Source organism: Hoeflea sp. Naph1 (genome assembly GCF_046837775.1).
Lineage (GTDB): Bacteria > Pseudomonadota > Alphaproteobacteria > Rhizobiales > Rhizobiaceae > Hoeflea.
The window spans coordinates 1,885,960-1,912,451 of record NZ_CP177286.1; the positions used below are offsets into that span (position 1 = coordinate 1,885,960).

The window sequence follows — 26,492 nt, forward strand, 5'->3', positions numbered from 1 at the left end:
ATACTTATAGTTCAATAACGCGAACATAACAACGGCGAAATCATGCTTCTGATCAACGCGACATTGGCGACCATGGACGGCACACCAGCCTATGGACTGGTAGAGCAGGGGGCTGTAGCCATCAGGGCAGGGAGCATCGCCTGGGCTGGGCCGGTGAGCGATCTTCCGGACAAATTCAAGCTTGATGAGAGCCTTGACCTGAAAGGCCGGCTGGTGACGCCGGCGCTCATCGATTGCCACACCCATGTGGTTCACGGCGGTAATCGTGCCCGCGAATTCGAGATGCGGCTTGAGGGGGCGAGTTACGAGGAAGTCGCCCGCGCAGGCGGCGGCATCGTCTCGACGGTCGCTGCCACGCGCGCAGCCACTCAGGACCAATTGCTTGCCGGAGCCTTGACCCGTGTTGATGCGATGATTGCCGAAGGTGTTTCCACCATCGAAATCAAGTCCGGTTACGGCCTCGATATTGAAAACGAGTTGAAAATGCTGCGCGCTGCCAAGGCTGTGGCCGAGCGTCGTCAGGTTAGGGTCAGGACCAGCTATCTCGGCGCGCACGCGGTGCCGCCCGAGTACAAGGGGCGTGCCGACGCCTATATAGACGAAGTCTGCATCCCCGGACTTGAAGCTGCTCATGCCGAAGGCCTTGTTGATGCGGTTGATGGTTTTTGCGAAGGCATTGCCTTTACACCGGATCAAATAGCCCGCGTCTTCGACAAGGCCAGGTCGCTCGGTATTCCGGTCAAGTTGCACGCCGAACAGCTATCCAACCTCGGTGGTGCGAAATTGGCCGCGAGCTATGGCGCTTTGTCTGCCGACCATCTTGAATATGCCAACGCTACGGATGCTGCCGCCATGGCAGAAGCAGGCACGGTCGCAGTGATCCTGCCCGGTGCATTTTACACGCTGCATGAAACCGCCGCGCCGCCAATCAATGCGTTCCGCAAGCACGGCGTGGCGATGGCTGTGGCAACGGACTGCAATCCGGGCTCATCGCCAATGACCTCGCTGCTGCTCAGCATGAACATGGCCTGCACCCTGTTCCGCATGACGCCGGAAGAGGCGCTTGCGGGTGTCACAAGAAACGCCGCCCGAGCATTGGGTCTCGATGATGCGGGCATGATCAAGCCTGGCTTGCGCGCCGATCTCGCCGTTTGGAATGTCGAGCATCCGGCGGAACTGGCCTACCGCATTGGATTCAACCCGCTCTGGAAGCGGATTTATGGAGGCGCGCTATGAAGCTGACGCTATTGCCTGGTCAGGCGACGCTTGGCCAACTCGAACAGATCTGGCGCACCGGTGTTGCAGCGGTTCTCGATGACAGCGCCCTGCCGGGCATCGAGGCGGCCGCGGATCTTGTCCGTCAGGCTGCGTCCGGCGACGAGGCGGTTTATGGCGTCAATACCGGTTTCGGCAAACTTGCCAGTGTCCGCATCAAGCCCAGCGACACCGCGCAACTTCAGCGCAATCTGATCCTGTCTCACTGCTGTGGTGTTGGCGAAGCGCTCGATGTGTCGACCACCCGGTTGATGATGGCGCTGAAGCTGCTTTCGGCCGGGCGCGGCGCATCCGGTATCACCTGGAAAACCCTGTCGGTCATTCAGGATATGCTGGCCAAGGGCGTCACACCGGTAATTCCGAGCCAGGGTTCTGTCGGCGCTTCAGGCGATCTGGCACCGCTGGCGCATATGGCCGCCGCCATGATCGGCGAGGGGGAGGCGATCTTTGACGGCGAACGCATGCCCGCTGGCAAGGCGCTCGACCAGGCCGGGGTAGAGCCGGCAGTGCTGGCGCCCAAGGAGGGCCTCGGGCTGATCAACGGAACCCAGTTTTCAACTGCCTGCGCGCTGACCGGCTACTTCTCAGCCATCCGCAATCTCGAGGCCAGTGTCGTCTCATCGTGTCTTTCGACCGACGCGATCATGGGCTCGACTGCGCCGCTCGAGGCAGGCATCCATGCTTTCCGCGGTCACCGTGGCCAGATCGATGTCGCCCGGGCCATGCGCGCGGTGATGGATGGGTCCGAAATCCGCGAAAGCCACCGTTCCGGCGATACCCGCGTTCAGGATCCCTATTGCATCCGCTGCCAGCCGCAGGTGGCGGGCGCGGCACTCGATCTGTTGCGCTTTGCCGGTCAGACGCTGGAGGTCGAGGCCAATGCGGTTTCCGACAATCCTCTGGTGCTGGTCGCTGAAGGCAAGATTGTTTCGGGCGGCAATTTCCATGCCGAGCCGGTGGCTTTTGCCGCCGACCAGATAGCCATCGCCATCGCCGAGATCGGCGCCATTTCCCAGCGTCGCGTAGCACTTATGGTCGATCCGACACTGTCATTCGATCTGCCGCCGTTCCTGACCCCGGCGCCGGGGCTGAACTCAGGCCTGATGATTGCCGAAGTCACCACCGCGGCACTGATGAGCGAGAACAAGCATCTCGCCAACCCGTGCTCGACCGATTCCACTCCGACATCAGCCAATCAGGAAGACCACGTTTCCATGGCCGCCCACGGTGCGCGGCGGTTGTTGCGGATGAATGACAATCTCAGCGTCATAATCGGCGTCGAATTGATGTGCGCAGCGCAAGGCGTCGAGTTTCGTGCACCGCTGACGACAAGCCCGGCATTGCAGTCTGCTCTCGCGCTGATCCGCTCCGAGATTGCCACCCTCAAGGACGACCGGTTCATGGCCGGTGACATCGCCAAGGCCGCATCGCTGGTGGCCGAGGGCTTGGTTCAGGCCGAATGCAATGTGGCCGATCTGCTTGCCGGAGAGCCAGCATGACCCCGGTCGATATCAAACAGGGAAGCGGCCCGATTGTTCTGGGCCTGCCGCATACCGGCACCCACGTCCCGGCCGATATTTTTGCCCGCCTGACGCCGCTCGGGCAAACGCTGGGCGACACCGATTGGCATGTCGACCAGCTCTATGAGGGCCTGCTGGATGGCGTCACCACGGTGCGCGCCAATTTCCATCGCTACGTTATCGACGCCAACCGCGATCCGTCGGGCGAAAGCCTCTATCCGGGCCAGAACACCACGGGTCTGGTTCCGATGACCGATTTCGACGGCAAGCCCCTGTGGCTGGAAGAGCCGGACGCTGCGGAAATCGAGGCGCGCAGGCTCGCCTGGCACGCGCCGTATCACGCAGCGCTGGAAGCCGAGCTTGCGCGGGTCCGTCAGATCCATGGCGTTGCAATCCTCTATGATTGCCATTCGATCCGCTCCAACATCCCGTTCCTGTTTGAAGGCACGCTGCCGGACTTCAATATCGGCACCAACAATGGTGCCACCTGCGCGCCTGTGATCGAAGGTGTTGTGTCGGGTATCTGTGCCGGAGCCGAAGGTTATTCGAGCATCCTCAATGGCCGCTTCAAGGGGGGCTGGACCACGCGGCATTATGGTCGCCCGGCCGACAATATTCACGCCATCCAGATGGAACTGGCGCAAAGCACGCATCTCGCAGCCGAGGAACTCCCCTTTGCCTACGATCAGGCCAAGGCCGAGAAACTGCGGGTGCACCTCAAAACCATTCTGACAGCTCTTCAAGATCTGACATCTTCCCTGGGAGGCCACACATGACCAATCCGAGACACAATCAGCGCGACGTCTATCCGCCGACCGGCACTGAGATCACCGCCAAGAGCTGGCTGACTGAAGCGCCGATGCGGATGTTGATGAACAATCTGCATCCCGACGTCGCCGAAAACCCGCACGAGCTTGTCGTCTATGGCGGTATTGGCCGGGCGGCGCGCACCTGGAAGGATTTCGACCAGATCGTCGCGAGTCTGAAGGAATTGAATGACAACGAGACGCTTGTTGTCCAGTCGGGCAAGCCAGTCGCCGTGGTCCGCACCCATGTGGATGCGCCACGCGTGCTGATCGCCAACTCCAACCTGGTGCCGCACTGGGCCAATTGGGATCATTTCAACGAACTCGATAAGCGCGGGCTTGCCATGTACGGCCAGATGACCGCCGGATCGTGGATTTATATCGGAACGCAGGGCATTGTGCAGGGCACCTTCGAGACCTTCGCCGAAGCCGGACGCCAGCATTATGGTGGCGATCTGAAAGGTAAGTGGATCCTGACAGGTGGTCTTGGCGGCATGGGCGGCGCCCAACCCTTGGCAGCCGTGATGGCCGGTGCCTGCTGTCTCGCCGTCGAGTGTGACGAGACCCGCATCGATTTCCGCCTGCGCACCCGCTATGTCGATGAAAAGGCCAAGACGCTGGATGAAGCGCTCGCCATGATCGACAAGTGGACCAAGGCCGGAGAGGCCAAATCGGTCGGGCTGGTGGGTAATGCGGCTGATGTCTTCGTCGAGCTTGTCGAACGCATGAAGGCTGGTGGTCCGCGCCCTGACATTGTCACCGACCAGACCTCCGCGCATGATCCGCTGCACGGCTACCTGCCGCAGGGCTGGACCGTCGCTGAATGGCGCGAAAAGCAGGAAAGCGATCCTAAGACCGTCGAAACGGCAGCCCGCACCAGCATGAAGGTTCATGTTGCGGCGATGGTGGATTTCTGGAACGCCGGCGTTCCGACACTCGATTACGGCAACAACATTCGCCAGGTAGCGCAGGACGAGGGACTGGAAAACGCCTTCGCATTCCCGGGCTTCGTGCCGGCCTATATCCGGCCGCTGTTTTGTCGTGGCATTGGTCCGTTCCGCTGGGTAGCGCTGTCGGGGGATCCCGAGGACATCTACAAGACCGACGCCAAGATGAAAGAGCTGTTTCCAGAAAACACCCATCTGCACGCCTGGCTCGACATGGCGCGCGAGCGCATCGCCTTCCAGGGCCTGCCGGCGCGAATCTGCTGGATTGGCCTTGGCGACCGTCATCGTGCAGGCCTCGCGTTCAACGAGATGGTCGCATCGGGCGAACTCAAAGCTCCGATCGTCATTGGCCGCGATCATCTTGATTCAGGTTCTGTTGCTTCGCCCAACCGCGAAACCGAATCCATGAAGGACGGCTCCGACGCCGTCAGCGACTGGCCGCTGCTGAACGCTCTGGTCAACACCGCGTCCGGCGCCACCTGGGTATCGATCCACCATGGCGGTGGAGTCGGTATGGGGTTCTCGCAGCATTCCGGTATGGTCGTTGTCGCCGATGGCACCGACGCCGCAGCCAAGCGGCTCGAACGGGTGCTGTGGAACGATCCGGCTTCCGGTGTCTGGCGTCACGCCGATGCCGGCTACGAAATCGCGCTCGATTGCGCGCGCGAACATGGGCTCAATCTGCCCGCTATCCTTGGGTGAACCAAACTGAGAGGAACGAACATGCAGAGAAGAAAATTCCTGACGGCAGGCGTCGCCGGTGCAGCCGCGGCTGCGACCCTTGCCACGCCTGCAATCGCGCAGGACAAGCGCCAGTGGAAGATGGTCACCGCGTGGCCTAAGAACCTTCCCGGTCCGGGCGTTGCCGCCCAGCTTTTGGCCGACCGCATCACCACGCTGTCGGGTGGCCGCATCGAGGTCAAGCTCTATGCAGCGGGCGAAATCGTTCCGGGACCGGGCGTCTTTGACGCCGTTTCCGAAGGCACTGCCGAGCTCTACCATGCCGTTCCCGCCTATTGGGGTTCCAAATCCAAGGGCATCCTGTTGTTTGGTTCGCAGCCTTTCGGCCTGCGCGCAGACGAGCAGTTCGGCTGGATGCAGCATGGCGGTGGCCAGGCGCTCTATGACGAAATGTACGGCCGCTTTGGCGTCAAGCCGTTCCTGTGCGGCAACTCCGGTCCGCAATGGGCCGGCTGGTTTCGCAACGAGATCAACTCGGTCGAAGACCTCAAGGGCCTGAAGTTCCGCACCACCGGCCTGGCGTCCGAAATGGCCACCAAGCTCGGCATGGCTGCCCAGGCGATGGGTGGACCACCGATGTTCCAGGCACTGCAGACCGGTGCCCTTGATGCCGGCGAGTTCATCGGCCCGTGGACCGATTCAGCACTCGGCTTTTACCAGGTTGCCAAGAACTACTATTGGCCTGGTGTCGGTGAACCGTCGTCTGCGGAAGAGTGCGGTGTCAACGCCAAGGCTTACAGCGAATTGCCGGAAGACCTGCAGCAAGTTGTCTCGCTGGCCTGCGAAAGCCTCTACAATCCGGTCTGGACCGAATACACCACCAAACATGCGCAATCGCTGAAGACACTGGTCTCCGAGCATGGTGTCAATGTCCGCAAGCTGCCCGACGATGTCGTCGCCGCAATGGGCAAGGCGGCGGAAGAAGTCGTTGACGAATTGCGCCAGAATGACGATGAACTGGTCAAACGCATCACCGAAAGCTACATCGCCTATCGCGATCTGGTCGGTGGCTACATGACCTACGCCGACAATGGGCAGATGAATGCCCGTGCGTCTGTAATGGGTTACTGATCGATCCAGTTGATGTCGGCGCGGTGCCCGAGGGTTCCGCGCCGACTGATTTCAGGGCAAAGGGTACCATATGCAGCGCCTGGCGGACTTTCTTGACGGCGTCAGCCGGGTGACGGCCAGCATCGTACGGTGGCTGGCCCTGTTGATGGTGCTGGTGCAATTCGCCATCGTCGTCGGTCGCTATGTGTTCGGAGTCAATTCGATCGCCGCCCAGGAAAGTGTGCTCTACATGCACGCAACCCTGTTCATGCTCGGTGCGGGCTACACGTTGCTGGTCGACAAGCATGTCCGTGTTGACGTGTTTTATGCCAAGGCGAGCCCGGACGGTCGCCGCCGCATCGATATTTTCGGCCATATCCTGCTGTTGATCCCGTCGATGCTGGTGCTGCTCTACTGGTCCTGGCCGTCGGTGCGAAATTCCTGGAAAATCCTGGAAGGGCCAATTTCGGTCGGCGGCATCGAAGCGGTTTTTCTGCTCAAGACGCTGATCCCGGCGTTCTGCATCCTGCTGGTTCTGCAATCGCTTTCGCTGCTGATCCGACTTTTCCTGACCCGACCTGACGCCGCAAAGGCCGACGCATGAGCCAGTATCTCGATCTCATCATGTTCGCCGGGCTGATGGGCGGCATCCTGCTCGGCTTTCCGGTGTCGTTCACCATCGCCGGTATCGCGGTCATTTTCGCCTATCTCGGATGGGCACTCGGGGTGATGGACATCACCCTTTTGGGCGCCACCGGCCAGCGCGTGTTCGGGCTATTGTCAAATCAGGTGCTGATCGCCATTCCGCTGTTCGTGCTGATGGGCGCGGTGCTGGAGAAAAGCCGCATCGCCGAGGAACTGCTCGACACCATGGGCAGGCTGTTCGGCCAGTTGCGCGGGGGCTTGGGCATTTCCGTCGTGCTGGTCGGCGCGTTGCTTGCCGCCTCCACCGGCATTGTCGGCGCCACCGTTGTGGCCATGGGCATGATCGCGCTGCCGACCATGCTGCGCTCGGGCTATGATCCGCGCGTGGCCTCCGGCATCGTCTGCACTGCCGGCACGCTGGGACAGATCATCCCGCCCTCGACGCTGCTGATCATTCTCGCCGATGTGATGTCGAACGCCTATCAGCAGGCGCAATACGAGCAGGGCAAATTTTCGGTCGAGGCGCTGTCGGTGGGCCAGTTTTTCGCCGCCGCCATTATTCCCGGCCTGACGCTGGTGCTGCTCTATCTCATCTACATCCTGGTGCGCGGCCTGCTGCGGCCGCAAGACATGCCGCCGGCCTCGCTTGATCTCGCCAAGCCCGACCGGCGCGAAATCATCTCGGCGATCGTGCCACCGGTGTTGTTAATCATTGCTGTTCTCGGCGCGATCCTTGGCGGTGTCGCAACTCCCACCGAAGCCGCTGCTGTCGGCGCTGTCGGCGCATTGCTGATGGCCGGCATGCGGGTTGGCAAGAACCCGCGGATCATCCTCTGGGGCGCTGCCGCATTGATCTGCCTTGGCGTCTTTGCCGGCCTGTTTCCGGTGCGCCTGCAGCGCAACGATCTCGACATTTTCTCGCTGGCAGCGGGCGGCTTCTACATTGTTCTTACAATCATCGGGGCGGTGGCGATCCTGGCTGCGCTCAAGGCCACGCTGCGTACCAAGACCCTGCACGCCGCCGTTGATTCAACGCTCACCATGACGGCAATGATTTTCGCCACCATTCTGGCGGCCGGCATGTTTTCGCTGGTCTTCATTGGCCTTGGCGGCGAGGAGAGGGTGGCTCATATTCTCACCAACATGCCCGGCGGTCCAGCAGGCGCGCTGCTGTTTTGCATGGCCTTTGTCTTCGTGCTCGGCTTCTTTCTCGATTTTGTCGAGATCTCGGTGATCGTGCTGCCGCTAATCGCGCCGACGCTGATTGTCATGGGCCACGATCCGATTTGGCTCGGCGTGCTGCTGGCGATCAATCTGCAGACCAGTTTCCTTACACCTCCGTTTGGCTTCTCGCTGTTCTACCTGCGCGGCGCCGCCCCACCCGAAGTCACCACCGGACAGATCTACGCGGGCGTCGTGCCCTTCATTGGGTTGCAGATCGTCGGTATCTCACTGGTCTGGCTGCTGCCTCAACTGGCAACCTGGCTGCCCGGCGTGATTTTTTGAGAACTGCGATTCAGGCCGCATCGTCCACCCGGTAATCGATCGGCTTATAGCGAAAATTGTTGGATTGACCGGCTGAACAGGCGGTCATGGCAATAATCAGGTCCATTTCGGCGCGGAATACAGTTTTCTGGCCCGGCTTGCTCTTTGGTGGCAGCACCTTGATCTCGCCGCTGTCGCTGTCCACCGAGACATGCATGAACACGTTGAACGCAATTGGAATAGCGTCCGCGCCGATCCCGTAAGGCGCCAGTGCATTCTCCAGATTCCCCTGGCACCCGTGATGCGGATCGGTGTCACTATAGATGATGCGGAAGGTGTCGCGCGAGCACGGCGTCAGGCTGAAATCATGGCGGCCAACCTCGTCCTCTACAATGCTGAGCATGGGAACCGAGCGGTTTGAATAGAGGGTGTCGCCCTTGGTCAAAAAGATTTTGCCCGCGTAATCGATCGACCTTCCTGATGAGAGATATTCGCGCTTGTCGCTGGCGCTGAAGGCCACCAGGTCGGAAACCTGCTCGCCCTCCGGATCAATGACGGTAAGCGACTGGCCTTTCCTCAGTTCGAAGGAGGTGCCGCTGCGCGGTGCGATTCGATTGGTCATGTCAGGCTACATCCTTGTGGGCAAAAGGGCATTTCCATTCCGGGTCAACCGCGCGGCCGCTGTACTGGCGCGCTTCGGAGGCTTCGCCATGGTCGTTGAGCATCGGGTTGATGGTGCCGGCCAGCGCTGCATCGCGCTTGCGTATGATGTCCTTCATCTTGTCGAAGCGGCCATCGGCCCGCAGCTTCTCGAACTGCATATGCGAGTTGAACACCAGTGCCGGTTTCTCGAAGCGCCGAGCCGGGCGGGAGGCGTGGGGATGCAGACCGATCACAAAGAACGGTTCGCCGCCAATGCTCAGCGAAAAATGCGGTGACTGGGGATCATGGTCCACGGCCTCGCTCCATGGCTGGCCGCTGACGACATCGAGATTGTGCAGCGACTGAAGCCTATTCCACAGCGCCTTCTCGAAGGCTTCTTCATCAAGCCCGTCAGGACCATCGAAAATGACTACGAAAGACCGGACAATCGGGCTTTGGTGGTCAAGCTTGTCGCTGAAATCATGAAGAGCACGATGGATTTCGACATCGTCGACAGGCCGGTCGATATCGCCGGCCTGGAGCACCGTAAGGGCGTCCCGCGCAAGTGCGGATTTGGCGCCGACGCACGGAAACTCCGCGCTCTGGATGAATTCCTGAAATGATCTGGTCTTGTCGCTCATCGGTCTTCCACTCACTCTCCAGAGCCATTTGGGCGGGGTTGCCCGATTAAACGAGGCAAGCGCCGGGAAGTTCCCGCAAGATCATTCGACACGATCGGGGGAACCGTCGTCACGATCCCGCGTTGATAACTCATGCAGAAATGGGAGATGGTGCGATGGACGAGCCCTTGTTCGAGATCGAGAATTGGCGAGACGGCTGGTATTACAGGTTCGGTAGCCGCTACACCGGCCCGTTCCGGCTGCGCTGCAACGCCATCGCCGCCGCAGAAACATTGGTTGAACCTTTAATCCGCGCGCCCCGACAGATGCTTCGTGCCTCGCTTACCAGCGCAATACCGGCGAGCAGCGTGTCGCTGACACGCGCCGAGACCGGAACACCCGCGTGATCGAAGCCGGCCTTGCCGTACTCGCGGCTCTCTGTCTGCTGGCCAGCCTGTTACCGCTGCTGCCCTTCGGACACGGCATGGTGCGCTCTTTCGATTTTGGCCGACTGCAAGCCATCTCAGTATCAGTGTTGGTCATTGTTGGCGCGATACTTGCCGGGTCACTGGCATCGACGCTTGTGGCTGCCGTAGTCATGGCTGTTGTGGCAATTGCCATCCAGCTTGTCTTTGTCGTGCGCTTCACCCCGCTGTGGCCGGTACAGACTGTCCAGTATGCGGGAGACAGCAAGGAGGCGGCGACAATTTCGGTGCTCACTTGCAATGTCAAACAGGGCAATCGGGACTATCAGAGCGTGATAGATCTGGTCCGTGACACCCGACCCGATATCGCCGTGTTCATGGAACCCGACCGGGCCTGGGCGGGGGCACTGCAGCCCTGCCTGTCGGAGTTCCATCACAGCATCGAACATCCGCAGGAGGACAGCTACGGGATCATTCTTGCGAGCCGCTATCCCTTGCTTGAGCATGAGGTCCGGTTTCTGCTCAACGAAGAAGTGCCGAGCATCTCCTGTGTTGTCCGGCTACCCGGCGGGCGCGATGTCCGGATCATTGCGCTCCATCCCGAACCGCCATTGCCCAACCGCGACACGCTTGGCCGCGACGCGGAAATTCTCGTGGTTGCCAAGCAGGCGCACACGGAACCCTTGCCGCTGATCGTTACCGGCGATCTCAATGACGTCGCATGGTCTCGAACAACACGCCGTTTCCTTCGGATTTCCGGCCTACTCGATCCGCGTCAGGGCAGGGGGATGTTCAATTCGTTTGACGCGCGCTTCTGGTTCATGCGCTGGCCACTCGACCACATTTTCCATTCGCGCGATTTTGAACTCGTGTCGATTGATCGGCAGCGGTTCGTCGGCTCCGATCACTTCCCGATGTTCTACTGTCTGGCGCTGACGGAGGATAAAACCGGCGAGAACCGGAACGATCCACCATCGCCACCTTCAAAAGAAGACCTCGCCGAGGCTGATGAAGCGATCCAGATAGAGGCAAACCGCAACCGGCCTCCGGCTGGCGCCGATTGGGAATAGAACGGCTCCTTGTGGGGGCCCGGGGCTTACGTGTTTGCAAAGCCCCGGGATCGCTCCGTTTAAATTCCGCCGAGGCAGAGATATTTCATTTCCAGATAGTCGTCGCAGCCATATTTCGAGCCTTCGCGGCCCTGGCCCGATTGCTTGACACCTCCAAACGGGGCGACCTCGGTCGAGATCAGGCCGGTGTTGACGCCGACCATGCCGTATTCAAGCGCCTCGGCCACCCGCCAGACCCGTGTCAGATCCTTGGCGTAAAAATAGGATGCCAGGCCGAAGATGGTGTCATTGGCCTGTTCGATCACATCGTCGACTGTGTCGAACTTGAACAGCGGCGCCACCGGGCCGAATGTTTCCTCGCCGGCGACCTTCATCTCGCGGGTAACACCGGTCAGGATCGTCGGTTCAAAGAAGGTGCCGCCGAGCGCATGGCGGCTGCCGCCTGTAACCACCTTGGCACCCTTGGCCTTTGCATCCTCGATGTGTTCCATCACCTTGCTCACGGCGGCTTCGCTGATCAGCGGCCCGGTGGTCACGCCATCGTCAAAGCCGTCGCCAATTTTCATCTTGCTGACCGCGACTGCCAGTTTTTTCGCGAACGCATCGTAGACACCCGACTGCACATAGATCCGGTTGGCACAGACGCAGGTCTGGCCGTTGTTGCGGTATTTCGAGATCATCGCGCCTTCGACGGCGGCATCGAGATCGGCGTCGTCAAAGACGATGAACGGTGCATTGCCGCCGAGTTCCATCGAGGTTTTCTTGATCTGGTCGGCCGACTGCCGCATCAGGATGCGGCCAACCTCGGTCGAGCCCGTGAACGTGATCTTGCGCACCTTCGGGTTGGAACAGAATTCCTGGCCAATCGGCGCGCTCGATTTCGAGGTGATGACGCTCAAAAGGCCCTTGGGCAGTCCTGCGTCTTCGGCGAGTTTGGCCATGGCCAGCGCCGACAGCGGTGTTTCGGCGGCAGGCTTGGCGACAAAGGCGCAGCCCACGGCCAGCGCCGGCCCGAGCTTGCGGGCAATCATCGCATTGGGGAAATTCCACGGGGTGATCGAGGCGACCACGCCAACCGGCTGCTTGAGCACAATGATGCGCTTGTCGGGCTGGTGGCCGGGGATGACGTCGCCATAGATGCGCTTGGCTTCTTCGGCAAACCACTCGATGAAGCTCGCGCCATACAGGATCTCGCCCCGGGCTTCGGCAAACGGCTTGCCCATTTCAGCGGTCAGGATCGCGCCCAAATCATCGGCATTGGCAATCATCAGATCAAAGAGTTTGCGCAATACCGCTGAGCGTTCCTTGCCGGTTTTGGCCGCCCAGTCCTTCTGCGCCAGGTAGGCGGTATCGATCGCCACCCTGGTCTCGTCCACCCCGAGATCAGGCAGCGAGGTGATGACCGCGCCGGTCGACGGATTGAGCACGTCAAAACGCTTGCTGTTTGCCGCGTCCGCCATCCAGTCGCCGCCGACAAAGGCAGAACTGATAAGCAGGTCGGGGTTTTTCAGCATGTCCGCCAGATTTTTTTTGCTCATGGGGTTTTGGCTCCGATTTTAGAATGTGCATCGCGAGGGGCTTTTTCCGGCGGTGCCTGTGCGCGCTGGAAATAGGCCATCCTGCCGTGTGATGGGATCAGGAAATCAGATCACATTGCCGCAGACGCTGCAAGTCAACCGAAAGCGGTTTTGCTGCAGTTCCAAGCTTGCGCATAAAGCATTTTGCCGGCGTCGGTAGCGGCCGTGCCGGTGGCCAATAACCCCCGTCGAGGCCCGTGTTGGTCGAACAGGCCGCTGGATGGGCACGCTCTATCTCCCCGCAATTGCTGCCTTATTGCTGGTGACCTGTATGCCCGCAGCGTCTATGACGAGGGTCAATCCGTATGGTTAAGTGAGGAAAGTATATGTTTGCTGTGGTCGTCACGTTCAAAATAAAGCCCGGCCAGATGGCCCAGTTCCTCCCGCTCATTCTGGAAAATGGGCGCGCCTCACGCGAGACCGAGACCGGGTGTCATCAATTCGATGTCTGCCATGACGAAGCGCTGCCCGACACCGTCTTCCTCTACGAAGTCTATTCCGACCTTGCGGCTTTCGACACTCACCGGGCAACGCCGCATTTCCAGAAGTTTGGCGAGGCCGGTGGCCAGATGATCGAGGCAAAGGAGGTGCGCACTTTTGCACACGTGCACCGATGAACAGGCAGGCCTACGCCCTCAACATGCCAATCGGAACAGCCTTATCCGCAAGAGCAGCTTCGTCTCCCGCGAAAATCACGATGCCGCTTGGATTGGTGAGCCTGCCGAGCCGACCTCCGCCTGATCAGAGCGGCGGGGCGTAGACCGGTGTTTCGATGCCTTCCATCCGCGCCTTGATCTGCAGCGCCACGAATTTCGAGAAGAACCGTTGCAGCGCCAGATTGCCACCCTGGAACCACAAGTTCTCCTGCGCCACCGGCTTGTACATGTTGCGCAGTTCTCCATGCCATGGGCCGGGGTCATTGCGGGTCCCGGAGCCCAGGCCCCAGCAGGTGCCGATCCGGTCGGCGGTTTCGCGCGAGACGATGCTGGCCACCACCTCGTGCATCGAGTGAAAACCGGTCGACTGGATGATTACGTCGGCTTCCAGCGCCGTGCCATCGGCAAAATGGATTGCATTCTTTGAAAGCCGGTCGATTTCGACCCCGGCCTTAATGCCGATTTCGCCGTCGATGATCAGTTGCGAAGCACCGACATCGAGATAGTAGCCTGACCCGGTGCGGAACGCCTTCATCATCAGCCCGGTATCATCCTCGCCAAAGTCGTGCAGGAATCCGGTTGCTTTAAGCTTGCGGTAGAATTCAGCGTCGCGGGTCCTGATCTTTTCCGTCAGCGCGCGCTGGATCGGTGGCTGCAGGGCAAACGGCGTTGCAGCGGCGATCATGTCGGCGGTGTCGACGTCGATGCCGTCTTGTACCGCTTGTTCGGAATAGATGTCGAAGCCGAGTTCCATCAGCGTTTCCGAACGGATCACGGTGGTGGGTGAGCGTTGGACTATGGTCACTTCGGCACCGGCTTCCCACAGGTCGACCGATATGTCGTGCCCGGAGCTGGCGGCGCCGATCACCACCACCTTCTTGTCGCGGTAGGCCGAGCCCTCGGAGTAGTGGCTCGAATGGAGGACTTCGCCCGCAAAACTGTCAGCGCCGGGCAGGTCGATCATCTTCGGCGGGCCGTAGGCGCCGGTGGCAAACACCAGTTGCGTAGGCTGCATGATCATTTTTTTGCCGTCGCGCAGCAACTCGACGCGCCAGCGCTTTGTTTCCGGATTGAAAACGGCGGAAACACACTCGGTGCTGCCCCAATAGGTCAGTTCCATGATCTTCACATAAGCTTCCAGCCAGTCGCCCATCTTGTCCTTCGGTGTAAACACCGGCCAATGGTCGGGAAACGGAACATAGGGCAGGTGATCGTACCAGACCGGATCATGCAGCACGAGCGAGCGGTAGCGGTTGCGCCAGGAATCGCCAGCCTTTTCGTTTCTCTCGGCAATCACCGTCGGCACCCCGAGCTGTTTAAGCCGGGCGCCGAGCATGATGCCCCCTTGGCCGCCGCCAATGATCAGGCAGTAAGGGTCGGCGGTTCCTTCCACAAATTCGGCTTCTTCCCGCGCCCGGCGTTCCGACCATGTCTCGCGGTTGCGGTCTGCCCGATGGTTGACGCCGGAAATACGCGTCATCCCGGCCGCTTCTTCATGGCCGTCGAGCGACTGCAGCGTCGTCAGCATGGTCCGGCATTTGCCATTCACCAGGCTGAAGATCCCCTGGCCCTGTCCGACACCGGTCTTGAAACTGAACCAGGCCTGGATAGCGCCATCATCAGTCTTTGACGCTTGTGTGATCTGCCATGCCGATGGTGCTGCCGGAGCCAGCGTCGCAGCCAGCATCTCGGCGATTGCGGGCTTGCCTTCCATCGTCTTGATGTTCCAGGTAAACGCCACCAGATCGCGCCAACAGCAACCGTCTTGAAGCAAATCCAGCGTGGCCTCGATGTCGCTCTTGCCGAGACTGTCGCCCAGCATGGCAAGCCAGGCCGCTGCCTCTGCCTTGTGTGCTGTGTCGTGCATTTCAATACCTCCAGTTTCGAGGCCGCGCGCGCAGCCGGGAAATTGTTTGCCGTCTGCTTTCGGTCAGTCGCCCAACGGCTCCAGTACCTTGCCCTTGCGATGATTGAGCACCGTGTACTTGATCCGCCGCAGCGTTTCGCGTGCATCCGGCTCGAGCCGGTAGCCGACCGCGGTGGACACCAGATCGATGATGGCCAGGAAAGCATAGCGAGACGCGGTCGGTTTGAGTACGTCCTGGAATTCCGGCACATCGACAGTAAGCGCCAGATCGACGACCGCTGACAGATCGCTGTCCGGGGTGGTGATGGCAATCGTGTTGGCGCGGTAATGCTTGGCGAGCGTGGTTGCTTCCACCACTTCGCGGGTCCGTCCGGTACCCGAGATCGCGATCACTAGATCGCCCGGCTTGAGCGTCGAGGCGGTCATCTTCATGACATAGGGATCTGAATAGGAAGAGACGATGACGCCGTAGCGGAACAGCCGGTTCTGGGTTTCCAGCGCCAGCGCCGTCGAACTGCCGCCAAGGCCAAACACCAGCACCTGCGGTGCGCTGGCCACCAATTCGGCGGCCTTCAGGATGTCCTTTGGATCAATGCTGCGTTCGACCGCGTTGAGCGCATTGCGGGCTTCGCCGAATACGACGTTCCACAGCGGCGAGCCGTTCTCGCTGGGTTCGGGAGGCGGGTTGGGAGAGAGATAAAGCCGTCCCACCACGACACTCTGCGCCAGTTTGAGCTTGAAATCGCGCACACCGTCGCAGCCAATGGCGCGACAAAAGCGGGTGACCGTCGGTTCGCTGACGTCGGCCTTCCGGGCGATGTCAGCGTTCGAGGCGTCGACGGAAAATGTAACATCGGCAAGAACCACATCCGCCACCCGGCGTTCCGCCGGGCGCAGTTCCGCGTAGGTATCCTTGATCTGGGAGAGGATGTCGGGGATCGCCTTGGCATAGTCTTCATTGCTGGCGTCGTCCGGCACGGCGTTGTGGTGATGCGGGGTTCCCGCTCTCTGGGTCACTTCGATATCCACCATGTAAGTTCAATTATGGTTGTCTTTCGGCGGTGAAATTCGGCACGTTTCCGTCGACTTCATATCAACAATGTAGGAAACTTACACACTTTACAAGGGAAATAAGACCGTAAACACCGCGTTGTGCACTGCAAACGTAATAATCTTGCGATGCGCTTGACTCGTAAGTCGGATAGTTACAAACTCTTTTCATGCGGCGGGGCCTCGTTCCCGGATTGCACGAGCGGACCAGCAGTGTGAGGGACAATGACTGTCAAGCAAGCCATCCATCCCAAACTCTCAGTGAAGGGCGCGACCAAGGTGTACAACACCCGGTCTGGCGACCTGTTGGCGATCGATCGCTGCTCGGTCGATGTTATGGATCGCGAAATCGTTTCGATTGTCGGACCGTCAGGTTGCGGCAAGACAACGCTGCTGTGGTCGATGTCGGGACTGCATGGTCTCAGCGCCGGCGAAGTGCTGCTCGACGGCAAGCCGGTAACCGGCCCCAATCCCGATATCAGCATGGTGTTTCAGAATGCCAATCTGCTGCCGTGGCGCAATCTCGACGCCAATATCAATTTCCCTTTCGAGATCAAGGGCATCAGGCCCGACAGGATCTGGATCGACGAATTGCTCAACCGCGTTGGCCTTGAAGGCTTTGGCGGTCGCTTCCCGGGCGAACTCTCGGGCGGCATGCAGCAGCGCGCGGCGCTGGTAAGGGCGTTGTCGTTCAAGCCTTCGGTGCTGTTGATGGATGAGCCGTTCGGTGCGCTTGATTCGTTCACCCGCGAGGAAATGAACCGGCTGGTGGAAGAGATTTGGCTCGATACCAAAACCACCATCGTGCTGATCACCCACTCCATCGAGGAAGCGATCTTCCTTTCTGACCGCGTTGTGGTGATGAGCCCACGGCCGGGCCGGGTCGCCAATATCCATACGGTGCCGTTTGCGCGCCCGCGGTCCATGGAAATCATGGCGACCAAGGAGGTTTTTGATCTCACCAACGCCATCAAGCAGGAGATCGTCGGGAACCAGCAAAGCCGCTATCCGGCGGACCGTGCTGCCGCACCCTCCCGATCTGTCCAGACAGCAGCCCAGTGAGGACGATGTGAGCGAGAAAGACGCAATCCCTGAATTCAATGCTAAAACCGGCGGCGCCAGCGATGTTGGGATCACCAACATGTCGGCACTCACTTCTGGTCCCGGAATCAAATCCGCTGGCGAGATATTTGCGGTGATCGCCGTCGCCGTGATTGTCATCGGCGGCATGGAGTTGCTGCTGGGCTTGCTGGAAGTGCCGCAATATGTGCTTCCCAAGCCAAGCGAAATCGCCGTGGCATTGGTCACTGATTTTCCGCTCATAGCCCCGCATCTTGGTCACACGCTGGTTGAGCTGTTCGGCGGCTTTGCCATCGGAGCTTCCGTCGGTCTGATCCTTGCTGCCGTGATCACCCAGTTTCCGTTTGTCGAGAAAATTGTCACGCCTTACATCCTGCTGTTGGTGACGACGCCGATGTTGGCGCTGGTGCCGCTTCTGATCTTGCGCTTCGGCTTCGGCTACGAGCCGCGCATCATTGCCGTGGCGCTGGCTTCCGGGCCGATGGTGATGATCAATGCCGCGACCGGGTTTCGCCGTGTCGACCATGGCAAGATCGCGCTGGCCCGGTCCTATGGCGCCTCCACCCTGCAGATCTTCTGGAAGGTACGCGCGCCGATGGCGCTGCCAATGATTTTTGTCGGTCTGATGGTCGGCTCGATCTTTGGTCTGCTGACCGCGGTTGGCGCCGAAATGGTCGGGGGTGGCTTTGGACTCGGCAACCGGCTGACGTCCTATTCATCGATGATCCAGATGCCGCAATTTTTTGCGGTGGTCTTGATCCTCTCCATCTTGGGTATCCTCATCTACGTACTCTTTTTCCTTCTCGGGAAAAAGTACGCCAGCTGGGAGGCCTGACTGAGGTCCTGCTGTCGGGAGGAACTGGCAGCAGGAAAGCAACTATCGGAACGCTTCAACGTAAAAAGGGGAATTGGTTATGAATAAGAACTTCTTGTCCGGCAGCATGGGCCGCCGCACTTTCCTTCAGGTCTCCGCCGCTGGCGTGGTCAGCGTCTCGGTGCTTGGCGCATCCGGCGCGCGCGCAGAGCCCTATTCCAAATTCACCTGGATTTCGCCGCGCGGCACGATCGAAGTGATTGACGACTATGCCTATCATGTCGCCAAGAAGATGGGCTATTTCGACGATCTTGAGGTCGAGGCTGACTTCCAGCCGGGCCCGTCCGACGGCACCGCAACCGTCAAGTTTGTTGATGTCGGCCAGGCCGATATCGGCTTCCCGTCGCCCGGCGTGTTTTCCTATGCGCTCGAAAACGGCATGAAACTCAAGTCCGCCTTCCACATGGGCGCGCTCGACACTTTCAGCCTTGCTTTCCGCAAGGGCGAGGGCACCAACGATCTCAAGACCCTTGAAGGCAAGACCATTCTTCTCGGCTCGGCTGCCTGGCAGTCGATTGTCGATCCGATGCTGGCCGTCCAGGGCGTTGATGTCAGCAAGGTCAAGTATGTCGAAGCCGGTTGGCCTACCTGGGCAACCGCGCTTAAGGCCGGTCAGGGCGATGCCGCACTTGGCTGGGAAGGCCTGCGGGCCGAATGGATCGCCACCGGACTGGACTTCGAATACTGGCTCGGCGTCCAGAATTCGCCGTTGTTTGCCAACACCTTCGTTGTCCGCGCCGAAGATCTGGAAGACCCGGACAAGAAGGCGTACCTCGAGAAGTATCTGCGCGGTTGGGCCATGGGCCTCGAGTTCGCCCATCTCAATCCGCGCGCCGCAGTCGAGATCGTGTTCGAACAGTTCCCGACAGTCGCCGGCAATCTCGGGCCGGAGCTCGGCACCACCTCGATCCTGCAGCAGATCGCCGTGTTCCGCGGCGACATGAGCAAACGCGCCGGTTGGGGTGACCACAACATGGAAGCCTGGCAGACCTTCTTCGACCAGATCCACGAGCTTGGACAGATCACCAATCCGGTGAAGGCCGAAGATGTGTGTACCAATGCACTGATCCCGGCTGCCAACGACTTCGACAAGGCCAAGGTCCAGGCCGATGCAGATGGCTACAAGCTCAGCGACGAGTTTGCCGCGATCGACGTCGAGAACCTCAAGGCGCATCTCTACGATCAAGCCGTCAAGGGCTGACCTTTAGGGCAACCCAGTCAAACGCGGGCGGCGCACGCGCCGCCCGCCATCGATCAAACTGTTTAAGGGGAGGGCTTCATGCCTGAAAAGGTCAAGGTTCTGGTTGTCGGTCTGGGCAACATGGGCGCTTCGCATGCAAGCGCGTATCATCGCAACCCGGGCTTCGAGATTGTCGGGTTGATGAGCCGCACGATCAAGTCGAAGTCGGTGCCCGACGAACTCAAGGGCTATCCGCTTTATGAGGATTACGACAAAGCGCTGAAGCTCGCGAAACCGGATGCCGTCTCGATCAATTCCTGGCCGAATTCGCACGCCGAATTCGCCATCAAGGCGATGAATGCCGGCGCCCATGTGTTCATGGAAAAGCCGATTGCCACAAATATTGCGGATGCCGAAGCGGTGGTGAAACTGGCGCGCGAGAAAAACAAGAAGCTGGTGCTGGGCTACATCCTGCGGGTTCACCCGAGCTGGATGAAGTTCATCGAACTTGGCAAGACACTTGGCAAGCCGCTGGTGATGCGGCTCAATCTCAATCAGCAAAGCAGCGGTCCGGCATGGACCTGGCACAAGAATCTGATCGACAGCCTAATTCCGATCGTCGATTGCGGCGTTCACTATGTCGACGTCATGTGCCAGCTCACGGGTGCCAAGCCGGTGCGCGTGCATGGCATCGGCGCGAGCCTCTGGGAAGAGGCCGACAAGCCGAATTATGGCCACCTGCACGTCACGTTCGACGACGGATCAGTCGGCTGGTACGAGGCCGGCTGGGGTCCGATGATGAGCGAAGTCGCCTATTTCGTGAAGGATGTCGTCGGTCCCAAGGGCGCTGTTTCGATCGTTCCCAATCCCAAGCAGACCAAGGAAAATCTGTCGGATTCGGCCGATATCGACCAGCACACCAAGACCGATGCGATCCGCTACCACCATGCAGAGGTTGACGCGGACAAGAATTTCGCCCGCGAGGACGAAATTCTGACCATGACCGACGAGCCTGGTCACCAGGACCTCTGCGACCGCGAGCAGGCTTTTTTCCTGAAGGCGATCCAGGAAGACATCGATCTCGGCGAATCCATGGATGCGGCGGTCAACAGCCTGCGCATCGTTCTGGCTGCCGAGCAGTCAATCAACGAAAAACGCGTGATCGAACTGGATTGATCCCGTTCGACCACGGGCGTGGGCGGCTTTTTGAAGCGGGTCGCCCACGCCAAACCTGAACCAATTGGAGAACTTCAATGAGTCAGTCGGCAGCCGGCGAAGGCTACGATCTCGTCTTGAAGGGCGGCCGCGTTCTTGATGAACGCAACGGCGTCGACGGCGTGTTCGATGTGGCAATCAAGGCGGGCAAGGTAGCTGCGATCGGCGCATCGCTGCAACCGGGGGCCGCCCGTGTGGAAGATCTCAGCGGGTGCATCGTCGCGCCCGGCCTGATGGATATTCACACCCATGTTTACCACAAGGCGACCTCGTTGAGCGTTGATCCTGGCTTGATCGCGCGGCGTTCTGCGCTGACGGCGATGGTTGATGCCGGTAGCGCAGGGGCCGGCAATTATGATGGTTTTCGCGACTATGTGATGAACCAGTCGCCTTACAAGATATTTGCTTTTCTCAATATTTCCTTCCCCGGCATTTTCGGCTTCGACAAGGGAGTGTCGATCGGTGAGGCGCGGATCCGCGAAATGCTTCCCGTTGACCGCTGTGTTGCCAAGATCGAGGCCAATCGCGACCGCATTGTCGGCGTCAAGGTCCGCATCGGCGGCCCGGTGACGGGCGACCTGGGTCTGGGGGCGCTGGAAGTGGCGCTGGAGGCTGCCGAGGCTGTCGGCCTTCCGCTGATGACCCATATCGGCACCGCACCGCCAAGCTATGGCGATGTCGTCTCGATGCTCCGCCCCGGGGATATCCTGACCCATTGTTTCCGGCCCGATCCGAATTCCGCTGTCGGCCGTGACGGCAAGGTGATCCCGGAGGTACGTGCGGCGCGTGAACGCGGCGTGCTGTTTGATATCGCCCATGGCATGGGTGCCTTTGGCTACGAGACGACCGAACGGGCGCTTCAGGATGGCTTTCTGCCGGACCTGATCTCCTCCGATGTTCACGTCATCGCCATTGAGGGCCCCGGTTTCGATCTGCTGCACACGATGAGCAAATTGCTCAATTGTGGACTGACGCTGCCCGACGTGATCGGCATGTCGACGAGCCGGCCGGCATTGGCCATCAGGCGCCCCGAACTCGGCCATCTCGGCGTTGGCGCTGCGGCCGATATTACCGTGCTTCGCCAGGTCGAGAGCAACTATGTTTTTGAAGACGTTGTCGGCGCTACACGCCCCGGCGTGACGCTGTTGCAGCCGGTCGCGGTCTATCTGGACGGCAAGGAGATGGAAATCGGACGGCGCCCGTTCGAGGAGCCATTTACCCTGGGCAGCCACTGCGGGCACGATCACCACAAAGAGGAAGCGGCTGAATGAGTTACAAGGCGATTTACACCTATGCCTGGGACCTTGCGGAAACCGGCGTCAAGGCTGCTGCCGACGAGTTTCGCGGTCTTGGCCTCGATACGGTGACGATGGCCGGAAGCTACCATGCCGGCAAGTTCATGCGTCCGCACGGCAAGGCTGGCAAGGTGCTTTTCCCGGAAGACGGGACGGTCTATTTCAACGCCGATCCGTCCCGCTACGGTGCCATCAAGCCTGTTGCCAACAGCATGCTCGGTGAACGTGACATGCTGGGCGAACTGGTTGAACAGAGCGGCATGGCGGTCAATGTCTGGCTGGTGCTGCTGCACAACACTAGGCTCGGGATGGCCAATCCGCAGTCTGTGGTGCGCAATGCATTTGGCGATCCCTATTACTACAATCTTTGCCCTTCAGCACCGGAAGCGCGGGCCTATGCCATCGGCCTCGCACGCGATGTGACCGAGAGCTATCCGGTTAGCGGCCTCTCGATGGAATCGCCCGGATTCGCGCCCTACGCGCATGGGTTTCACCATGAATTCGCGTTGATGAAATCCAATCCCTGGCTCGAAAACATGCTCGGCCTGTGCTTCTGCGACCATTGCGTCTCGGGTGCCGAAAAGGCCGGCATCGACGCCCGCCGCTTCAAGGCGCAAGTTGCTGGCGACATCGAAGCCTATCTCGACAGCGACATCGACTACCCCGCCGACATGGCCGAGGCATTCTGGCGCGCTGATGTCGCGACCAACGCCGATCTCCGCCGTTATCTCGATTTCCGTAACGGCGTTGTTACATCGCTCGTGGCCGAAATCCGTGCAGCGGTCCGAAAGGACGCGACGGTCGCGGTCATTCCCTCGGTGGCGCGGCCAACGGCCGGCGCCTGGTACGAGGGCAGTGATCTGCACGCACTGGCGCAAACGACAGGCATCGTCGAGGCCTGTTTCTATGAGCCGAGTGCCGAGCGGATAAGGGCCGATTTGTTCGACATTCGGCGGCGGCTGAAGGGCACCGGTACGCTGCGCGGGATCTTGCGCCCATCGCATCCCGACATTTCCAACCGGGCGGAATTCATCGCCGCCGTCGAAGCGTTGCGCGAGGGCGGGGTCGAGGAATTGGCGTTTTACAATTGGGGCCATTTGCGCCGGGTCAATCTCGGCTGGATCGGCGATGTTTTGCGGGGGGCGCAATGACCCGGCCATTCGAAGGCAAGACCGTCGCCATCACCGGTGCGGCCGGCGGCATTGGCCAATGGCTCTGCCGTTTCTTCGGCGCAGAAGGGGCGACCATCGCAGCCCTTGACGTGAGCGAGCGCGTCAACGATCTGGTCGACGTGCTCGGCAAGGACGGGATCAAGGTTATCCCGGCGATCGCCGATATTGCCTCGACCGACCAGGTCAAGACCGCCTTTGCCGGTTTTGGCGAGGTCCACGTTCTCATCAACAATGCCGGTATTTCACGCCATCACACGCTGGCCTCCACAGAACCAGCAGGTTGGAACGAGGACATCGCAGCTAATCTAAACGGGGCCTATGCCTGCACCCATGCGGTGTTGCCGCAGATGGTCGAACGGCGCGGCGGCTGCATTGTCAGTGTTGGCTCGGTGAACGGTCTGTCGGCACTGGGCGATCCTGCCTATAGCGCGGCCAAGGCCGGCATTATCGCCATGACCAAGGCAATCGCCATGGAATATGGCCGCCACGGTATCCGCGCCAATTGCGTGCTGCCTGGAACGGTGCGCACGCCGATCTGGGACGACCGCAAGGCCAAGGATCCCGACGTGCTCAAGCAGCTCGAACGCTGGTACCCGCTGGGCCGCATCGTCGAGCCGGACGAGGTCGCCAAGGTGATCGCGTTCCTGGCTTCCGACGCAGCCAGCGCCGTTACCGGGGTGGCCATACCCGTCGATTGCGGTCTGACCGCCGGAAACATCGTCATGACGCGTGAATTGACGCTCGAGGAATTCTAGAGGGAGACAATCATGGATCGTTTGCGAATTGGGATTATCGGTCTTGGCTGGTTCGGCGAGATTCATGCCGAGACCATTGCTGGCGTTGCCAATCTGGAACTGGCTGCACTGTGTACGCGCACGCCTGAACGACTTGCGGAAATGGGCGACAAATTCGGCGTCAAGAAGCTCTACCGCGATTACCATGACATGCTGGCCGATCCGGACATCGACGCGGTGTCGATCTGCACCATGTGGGACCAGCACCGTGAGCCGGCGATTGCCGCGCTGAAGGCCGGCAAGCATGTGTTCCTTGAAAAGCCGATTGCGTCCACCGTCGAGGACGGGCTGGCAATCACCGAAGCATCGAAGGGCGCCAAGGGCATTCTCTATATCGGCCACATCGTGCGCTTCAACCCACGCTACCGCATGGCCAAGCAGGCCATCGACGAAGGCCGCATCGGCAAGATTGTGGCCTTGTCTTCCCGCCGCAATATTCCGGCCGCCTGGACACCGACCATTCTCGACAAGATCGGGCCGATCGTCGGCGATGCCATTCACGATACCGACATCATGCTTTGGTTCACCGGGCAGCGCATCGTTTCGGCCTATGCCCAGACCGTCGATGTGCGCGGGCTCAAGCATCCCGATATCGGACAGACCATGTACCGCTTTGCCGACGGCGCCAGCGCCACGCTGGAAACAGTCTGGTGCATGCCCGAAAAGACCCCCTTCGACATCGACGAGCGCATGTCGATCATCGGTACCGAGGGGATCATCCACGTTCAGGACACATTCCCCAATCTGGGTATTGTCGACGGCGACCGGCTGCATTCGCCGGACACGACCTATTGGCCGATGTTCGAGGGTGTTCGCGGCGGCGCATTGCGTGACGAATTCACCTATTTCGCCACCTGTGCGCTGGACGGCAAGGAAGTGACAATCGGTACGCCCGAGGATGCAACCGCGGCGCTGGAAGCCACGCTTGCGGCCGAAGAATCGGCGCGGACCGGCAATGTGGTGAGGATCGGCTGATGCTGGAATATGTTTTCGACCATGTAGGCATCACCACCACCGAGCCGCAGTCCGATGAAGACTGGGTGGAAGCGAGCAAGATCTGGGTGACCAATCCGCGTAATCATCCTGAACACATCGAGTTCTTGCGCTATCGCGAGGACAGCACAGTGCCGGCGGCCGTGCGCGACAACCCGCATGTCGCTTATCGGGTTAACGAGTTGGCGCCTTATCTCGAGGGCGCCGAAATCCTGATTGAACCCTTCATTGTTGGCGATTTCCTTGAGGTCGTGTTTGTGCGCAAGCACGGTATGGTGTTTGAATATATGCGCTATCTGAAAGAAGGCTGGTTCGACAACTGATCCGCCAACCACGGCTGGCGGGGCCCGACGGTCGCCGCCAGCCGATTGAGGCGGGCCCTTGGCCAGCGAAAGGATCACACGATGACGGGATTGTCTGAACTGTTGCACGACGAACTGCAGCCGCTGCAGCGTACGCTGGACACGCTGGAAACCCCCGCAGTGCTAATTGACGTGGATATTGCCGACGCCAATCTAGTCCGCTGGCAGCAGCGTTGTGATGATCTCGGCCTTGCCAACCGTCCGCATATCAAGACCCACCGCAGTGTCGCCTGGGCCATGCGCCAGTTGCAGTTGGGTGCGAGCGGCATCACCGTGCAGACGGTGGGCGAGGCGGAAGTCATGGCCGACGGCGGCATTGACGATCTTTTCCTGACCACCAATGTGCTGGGAACCGCCAAGCTCGCGCGGCTTGGCGCGCTGGCGCGGCGGACAAAGCTTGCCGTGGTTGCCGACAGTGATGCGGTGGTTGATGCCGTCGCTGACGCTGCCCGCGAAGCCGGTGCAACCATCACCGTGCTGATCGAATGCGATACCGGCGGTGGCCGATGCGGGCTTGCCGATGCGGCAGCGATTGCCGCGATGGCCAAGCGGATTTCCGCTACCAGCGGTGTGCAGTTTGGCGGCCTGATGACCTACCCGGCCGCAGGCAAGCGCAAGCAATCACAGAAGGTTCTCGAGGCGGCCATCGACGCCTGCAAGGCGGTGGGCATCGCCGTGCCGGTGGTGTCGTCAGGCGGGAGTCCTGACATGTGGTCCGATGAGGGCTTGGCGCCAGTCACCGAGTACCGCGCAGGCACTTACATCTACAATGACCGGGCGCTGCTCAATCACGGCACCGCCACGCTCGAACAATGCGCCATGACGGTGCTGGCGACCGTGGTCAGCCGCCCCACCGCGGACCGTGCTATCATCGATGCCGGTTCGAAGGCGTTGACCAGCGATCTGCTCGGGCTTGATGGCTATGGCATGGTGCTTGAACATCCTGAAGCCAGAATCTATCAACTCAACGAGGAGCATGGCCTGATCGACATCTCGGCCTGCGCCACAAAGCCGGAGGTAGGCGACCGCATCCATGTGCTGCCCAACCACACCTGTGTTGTCACCAATCTGTTTGACCGGCTTTATGTCGTATCCGGCGGCGCGCTTCTGGGCGCCTTACCCGTCGACGCACGTGGCCGCTCCGGCTGAGC

The 26,492-nt window shown here is 60.3% G+C and carries 25 protein-coding genes; 20 read left to right on the forward strand and 5 right to left on the reverse strand.

Annotated elements, in window-relative coordinates; genetic code table 11:
- Positions 1–42 precede the first annotated feature (42 nt).
- The 7 genes from hutI (at position 43) to ACK6D9_RS08970 (ending at position 8,490) form a co-directional block, all read left to right on the forward strand.
- A complete protein-coding gene (hutI, locus tag ACK6D9_RS08940) occupies positions 43–1,236 on the forward strand; it encodes an imidazolonepropionase (protein WP_412051396.1) in 1,194 nt (397 codons plus the stop codon).
- Positions 1,233–2,774 (forward strand): histidine ammonia-lyase, encoded by a 1,542-nt coding sequence (hutH, locus tag ACK6D9_RS08945; protein ID WP_412051397.1) that lies wholly within the window; start codon positions 1,233–1,235, stop codon positions 2,772–2,774. Before hutI ends, hutH begins: the two co-directional genes overlap by 4 nt.
- Positions 2,771–3,571, forward strand: coding sequence for an N-formylglutamate deformylase (gene hutG / locus ACK6D9_RS08950; protein WP_412051398.1), 801 nt, complete (start codon positions 2,771–2,773; stop codon positions 3,569–3,571). Before hutH ends, hutG begins: the two co-directional genes overlap by 4 nt.
- Positions 3,568–5,250 carry a urocanate hydratase gene (hutU, locus tag ACK6D9_RS08955; RefSeq protein WP_412051399.1) on the forward strand — a complete coding sequence of 561 codons (1,683 nt, stop codon included), beginning with the start codon at positions 3,568–3,570 and terminating at the stop codon, positions 5,248–5,250. Before hutG ends, hutU begins: the two co-directional genes overlap by 4 nt.
- A 21-nt stretch (positions 5,251–5,271) precedes the next feature.
- A complete protein-coding gene (locus tag ACK6D9_RS08960; protein ID WP_267655779.1) occupies positions 5,272–6,360 on the forward strand; it encodes a TRAP transporter substrate-binding protein in 1,089 nt (362 codons plus the stop codon).
- A gap of 70 nt (positions 6,361–6,430) precedes the next feature.
- A complete protein-coding gene (locus ACK6D9_RS08965; RefSeq protein ID WP_412051400.1) occupies positions 6,431–6,943 on the forward strand; it encodes a TRAP transporter small permease subunit in 513 nt (170 codons plus the stop codon).
- On the forward strand, positions 6,940–8,490 hold the full coding sequence (locus ACK6D9_RS08970; protein WP_412051401.1) for a TRAP transporter large permease: 1,551 nt from the start codon (positions 6,940–6,942) through the stop codon (positions 8,488–8,490). Before ACK6D9_RS08965 ends, ACK6D9_RS08970 begins: the two co-directional genes overlap by 4 nt.
- Positions 8,491–8,500: 10 nt before the next feature.
- Here the strand turns inward: ACK6D9_RS08970 and ACK6D9_RS08975 are convergent, their stop codons facing one another.
- Together ACK6D9_RS08975 and gntA are read right to left on the reverse strand one after the other, a co-directional pair.
- Positions 8,501–9,091 (reverse strand): DUF1989 domain-containing protein, encoded by a 591-nt coding sequence (locus ACK6D9_RS08975; RefSeq protein WP_412051402.1) that lies wholly within the window; start codon positions 9,089–9,091, stop codon positions 8,501–8,503.
- Position 9,092: 1 nt separating this feature from the next.
- Positions 9,093–9,752, reverse strand: coding sequence for a guanitoxin biosynthesis heme-dependent pre-guanitoxin N-hydroxylase GntA (gntA, locus tag ACK6D9_RS08980; protein WP_412051403.1), 660 nt, complete (start codon positions 9,750–9,752; stop codon positions 9,093–9,095).
- A 155-nt stretch (positions 9,753–9,907) separates the two neighbouring features.
- On the opposite strand from gntA, the gene ACK6D9_RS08985 reads away from it, so the two are divergent.
- Positions 9,908–10,138 carry a hypothetical protein gene (locus ACK6D9_RS08985; protein ID WP_412051404.1) on the forward strand — a complete coding sequence of 77 codons (231 nt, stop codon included), beginning with the start codon at positions 9,908–9,910 and terminating at the stop codon, positions 10,136–10,138.
- Positions 10,135–11,226: an endonuclease/exonuclease/phosphatase family protein gene (locus tag ACK6D9_RS08990; protein ID WP_412051405.1), complete on the forward strand. Its 1,092-nt coding sequence runs from the start codon at positions 10,135–10,137 to the stop codon at positions 11,224–11,226. The genes ACK6D9_RS08985 and ACK6D9_RS08990 overlap by 4 nt, the downstream gene beginning before the upstream one ends.
- Positions 11,227–11,285: 59 nt before the next feature.
- Here ACK6D9_RS08990 and ACK6D9_RS08995 read toward each other — a convergent pair whose 3' ends face one another.
- Entirely contained in the window at positions 11,286–12,764 is a 1,479-nt protein-coding gene (locus tag ACK6D9_RS08995; protein ID WP_412051406.1) for an NAD-dependent succinate-semialdehyde dehydrogenase, read from the reverse strand.
- 365 nt (positions 12,765–13,129) lie between these two features.
- Between ACK6D9_RS08995 and ACK6D9_RS09000 the strand changes: the two genes are divergently transcribed.
- A complete protein-coding gene (locus tag ACK6D9_RS09000) occupies positions 13,130–13,420 on the forward strand; it encodes a putative quinol monooxygenase (RefSeq protein ID WP_412051407.1) in 291 nt (96 codons plus the stop codon).
- A gap of 124 nt (positions 13,421–13,544) precedes the next feature.
- Here ACK6D9_RS09000 and ACK6D9_RS09005 read toward each other — a convergent pair whose 3' ends face one another.
- Both ACK6D9_RS09005 and ACK6D9_RS09010 read right to left on the reverse strand, forming a co-directional pair.
- On the reverse strand, positions 13,545–15,326 hold the full coding sequence (locus tag ACK6D9_RS09005) for a flavin-containing monooxygenase (protein ID WP_412051408.1): 1,782 nt from the start codon (positions 15,324–15,326) through the stop codon (positions 13,545–13,547).
- A 63-nt stretch (positions 15,327–15,389) separates the two neighbouring features.
- On the reverse strand, positions 15,390–16,358 hold the full coding sequence (locus tag ACK6D9_RS09010; protein ID WP_412051409.1) for a MurR/RpiR family transcriptional regulator: 969 nt from the start codon (positions 16,356–16,358) through the stop codon (positions 15,390–15,392).
- 243 nt (positions 16,359–16,601) lie between these two features.
- On the opposite strand from ACK6D9_RS09010, the gene ACK6D9_RS09015 reads away from it, so the two are divergent.
- From ACK6D9_RS09015 to ACK6D9_RS09060, 10 genes are all read left to right on the forward strand, one after another.
- Positions 16,602–17,438, forward strand: coding sequence for an ABC transporter ATP-binding protein (locus ACK6D9_RS09015; RefSeq protein ID WP_412051410.1), 837 nt, complete (start codon positions 16,602–16,604; stop codon positions 17,436–17,438).
- Between the two features lie 7 nt (positions 17,439–17,445).
- Positions 17,446–18,291, forward strand: a complete 846-nt coding sequence (locus tag ACK6D9_RS09020; protein WP_322988546.1) for an ABC transporter permease — start codon at positions 17,446–17,448, stop codon at positions 18,289–18,291.
- Between the two features lie 79 nt (positions 18,292–18,370).
- Positions 18,371–19,531: an ABC transporter substrate-binding protein gene (locus ACK6D9_RS09025; protein ID WP_412051411.1), complete on the forward strand. Its 1,161-nt coding sequence runs from the start codon at positions 18,371–18,373 to the stop codon at positions 19,529–19,531.
- A gap of 78 nt (positions 19,532–19,609) precedes the next feature.
- Complete coding sequence (locus ACK6D9_RS09030; RefSeq protein WP_412051412.1) at positions 19,610–20,686, forward strand: Gfo/Idh/MocA family protein; 1,077 nt, start codon at positions 19,610–19,612, stop codon at positions 20,684–20,686.
- A gap of 77 nt (positions 20,687–20,763) precedes the next feature.
- A complete protein-coding gene (locus ACK6D9_RS09035; protein ID WP_412051413.1) occupies positions 20,764–21,996 on the forward strand; it encodes an amidohydrolase/deacetylase family metallohydrolase in 1,233 nt (410 codons plus the stop codon).
- Positions 21,993–23,171 (forward strand): hypothetical protein, encoded by a 1,179-nt coding sequence (locus tag ACK6D9_RS09040; RefSeq protein ID WP_412051414.1) that lies wholly within the window; start codon positions 21,993–21,995, stop codon positions 23,169–23,171. Before ACK6D9_RS09035 ends, ACK6D9_RS09040 begins: the two co-directional genes overlap by 4 nt.
- Positions 23,168–23,947 (forward strand): SDR family oxidoreductase, encoded by a 780-nt coding sequence (locus ACK6D9_RS09045; RefSeq protein WP_412051415.1) that lies wholly within the window; start codon positions 23,168–23,170, stop codon positions 23,945–23,947. The genes ACK6D9_RS09040 and ACK6D9_RS09045 overlap by 4 nt, the downstream gene beginning before the upstream one ends.
- A gap of 12 nt (positions 23,948–23,959) precedes the next feature.
- Entirely contained in the window at positions 23,960–24,961 is a 1,002-nt protein-coding gene (locus ACK6D9_RS09050) for a Gfo/Idh/MocA family oxidoreductase (RefSeq protein ID WP_322988552.1), read from the forward strand.
- Positions 24,961–25,302, forward strand: a complete 342-nt coding sequence (locus ACK6D9_RS09055; RefSeq protein WP_412051416.1) for a hypothetical protein — start codon at positions 24,961–24,963, stop codon at positions 25,300–25,302. The genes ACK6D9_RS09050 and ACK6D9_RS09055 overlap by 1 nt, the downstream gene beginning before the upstream one ends.
- A gap of 81 nt (positions 25,303–25,383) precedes the next feature.
- Positions 25,384–26,490 carry an alanine racemase gene (locus ACK6D9_RS09060; protein ID WP_412051417.1) on the forward strand — a complete coding sequence of 369 codons (1,107 nt, stop codon included), beginning with the start codon at positions 25,384–25,386 and terminating at the stop codon, positions 26,488–26,490.
- Positions 26,491–26,492 lie beyond the last annotated feature (2 nt).

Excerpts from the sequence above, each read along its gene's own strand:
- hutI (WP_412051396.1), top strand. The coding sequence starts at position 43 with ATGCTTCTGATCAACGCGACATTGGCGACCATGGACGGCACACCAGCC.
- hutH (WP_412051397.1), top strand. The coding sequence starts at position 1,233 with ATGAAGCTGACGCTATTGCCTGGTCAGGCGACGCTTGGCCAACTCGAA.
- hutG (WP_412051398.1), top strand. The coding sequence starts at position 2,771 with ATGACCCCGGTCGATATCAAACAGGGAAGCGGCCCGATTGTTCTGGGC.
- hutU (WP_412051399.1), top strand. The coding sequence starts at position 3,568 with ATGACCAATCCGAGACACAATCAGCGCGACGTCTATCCGCCGACCGGC.
- ACK6D9_RS08960 (WP_267655779.1), top strand. The coding sequence starts at position 5,272 with ATGCAGAGAAGAAAATTCCTGACGGCAGGCGTCGCCGGTGCAGCCGCG.
- ACK6D9_RS08965 (WP_412051400.1), top strand. The coding sequence starts at position 6,431 with ATGCAGCGCCTGGCGGACTTTCTTGACGGCGTCAGCCGGGTGACGGCC.
- ACK6D9_RS08970 (WP_412051401.1), top strand. The coding sequence starts at position 6,940 with ATGAGCCAGTATCTCGATCTCATCATGTTCGCCGGGCTGATGGGCGGC.
- ACK6D9_RS08975 (WP_412051402.1), bottom strand. The coding sequence starts at position 9,091 with ATGACCAATCGAATCGCACCGCGCAGCGGCACCTCCTTCGAACTGAGG.
- gntA (WP_412051403.1), bottom strand. The coding sequence starts at position 9,752 with ATGAGCGACAAGACCAGATCATTTCAGGAATTCATCCAGAGCGCGGAG.
- ACK6D9_RS08985 (WP_412051404.1), top strand. The coding sequence starts at position 9,908 with ATGGACGAGCCCTTGTTCGAGATCGAGAATTGGCGAGACGGCTGGTAT.
- ACK6D9_RS08995 (WP_412051406.1), bottom strand. The coding sequence starts at position 12,764 with ATGAGCAAAAAAAATCTGGCGGACATGCTGAAAAACCCCGACCTGCTT.
- ACK6D9_RS09000 (WP_412051407.1), top strand. The coding sequence starts at position 13,130 with ATGTTTGCTGTGGTCGTCACGTTCAAAATAAAGCCCGGCCAGATGGCC.
- ACK6D9_RS09005 (WP_412051408.1), bottom strand. The coding sequence starts at position 15,326 with ATGCACGACACAGCACACAAGGCAGAGGCAGCGGCCTGGCTTGCCATG.
- ACK6D9_RS09010 (WP_412051409.1), bottom strand. The coding sequence starts at position 16,358 with ATGGTGGATATCGAAGTGACCCAGAGAGCGGGAACCCCGCATCACCAC.
- ACK6D9_RS09015 (WP_412051410.1), top strand. The coding sequence starts at position 16,602 with ATGACTGTCAAGCAAGCCATCCATCCCAAACTCTCAGTGAAGGGCGCG.
- ACK6D9_RS09025 (WP_412051411.1), top strand. The coding sequence starts at position 18,371 with ATGAATAAGAACTTCTTGTCCGGCAGCATGGGCCGCCGCACTTTCCTT.
- ACK6D9_RS09030 (WP_412051412.1), top strand. The coding sequence starts at position 19,610 with ATGCCTGAAAAGGTCAAGGTTCTGGTTGTCGGTCTGGGCAACATGGGC.
- ACK6D9_RS09035 (WP_412051413.1), top strand. The coding sequence starts at position 20,764 with ATGAGTCAGTCGGCAGCCGGCGAAGGCTACGATCTCGTCTTGAAGGGC.
- ACK6D9_RS09040 (WP_412051414.1), top strand. The coding sequence starts at position 21,993 with ATGAGTTACAAGGCGATTTACACCTATGCCTGGGACCTTGCGGAAACC.
- ACK6D9_RS09045 (WP_412051415.1), top strand. The coding sequence starts at position 23,168 with ATGACCCGGCCATTCGAAGGCAAGACCGTCGCCATCACCGGTGCGGCC.
- ACK6D9_RS09050 (WP_322988552.1), top strand. The coding sequence starts at position 23,960 with ATGGATCGTTTGCGAATTGGGATTATCGGTCTTGGCTGGTTCGGCGAG.
- ACK6D9_RS09055 (WP_412051416.1), top strand. The coding sequence starts at position 24,961 with ATGCTGGAATATGTTTTCGACCATGTAGGCATCACCACCACCGAGCCG.
- ACK6D9_RS09060 (WP_412051417.1), top strand. The coding sequence starts at position 25,384 with ATGACGGGATTGTCTGAACTGTTGCACGACGAACTGCAGCCGCTGCAG.